This window comes from Pseudoflavonifractor sp. An184 (assembly GCF_002160305.1).
Classification (GTDB): Bacteria; Bacillota; Clostridia; order Oscillospirales; family Oscillospiraceae; genus Lawsonibacter; species Lawsonibacter pullicola.
Genome location: NZ_NFKI01000146.1, coordinates 1 through 853, shown reverse-complemented (window position 1 = coordinate 853; position 853 = coordinate 1). Strand labels below are relative to the sequence as shown.

General features: G+C 57.2%; 2 protein-coding genes. One reads left to right on the top strand and one right to left on the bottom strand.

The window, feature by feature from the left end; translation table 11 throughout:
• On the top strand, positions 1-230 hold a 230-nt coding region (locus B5F19_RS17800), incomplete at its 5' end, for a hypothetical protein (RefSeq protein ID WP_204248364.1).
• Here B5F19_RS17800 and B5F19_RS16865 read toward each other — a convergent pair.
• A partial coding sequence (locus tag B5F19_RS16865; protein WP_140394283.1) for a site-specific integrase occupies positions 225-853 on the bottom strand: 629 nt, incomplete at its 5' end. The genes B5F19_RS17800 and B5F19_RS16865 overlap by 6 nt on opposite strands.

Here is an 853-nt window from a genome sequence, read left to right as displayed (position 1 = left end):
ATACCCGGAAAGCCTCGAAACGCAGCGGACGGACAAACAGACGACAGCTCATAACCCGGAGGTCGGAGGTTCAAGTCCTCCTCCCGCAACCAGAAATCCGCTGGAATCAGGTGATTCCAGCGGATTATTTTTGTTTTCCGCAACTTTTTGGAGAAGTTTATTTTTCTCTTTCAAATCTGACCCAGATTCTGACCCATACGGGAATTTTTCTGGACTGGAGAGGGCTATAAACTGCCGGAGAGGACGTGTTCCATGGCCTCCGCCGCCTGCCGCTGGGCCGAGGTGGTCACATGGGCGTAGGTGTCCAGAGTGAAGCCAGCGCTGTAGTGGCCCAGCATCCCAGAGACAGTTTTCACGTCTACCCCGTTTTGCAGAGCCAGAGTTGCGAACGTGTGCCTCAGATCATGGAACCTGACTCGAGGCAGTCCCGCCCGCTTCAGCACCCGGTGTAGCATGTGGAGCACACTGTCCGGGGACATGGGACCGCCCGTGGGACCGGGGAACACCCAGGGACAGCTCCCCACTTTCTTTTTCTGCTGATTCAGAACGTCTATCGTATCCTTTGCCAGGGGCAGGGTGCGGTAGGCGTTTTTTGTTTTCAGGGGAGCTTCCACCACCTCGCCGTTGATTCTTGCGATTTGCCGTTTAACCCGGAGGTCGCCCCGCTCCAAATCAAGGTCCTCCCACTTCAGGCCTAACAGTTCTCCTCGCCGCAGGCCGGTGGCCAGCTCCACGTAATAGAGCTCGAACACTCCGCTCTCTTTCGCCTCCCGCAGGAAGGAGGCCAGCTGCTCCACTGGAAGCGTTTTCATCTCTCTGTGCTCCACTTTGGGCAGGGCGCAGCCGTCTGTGG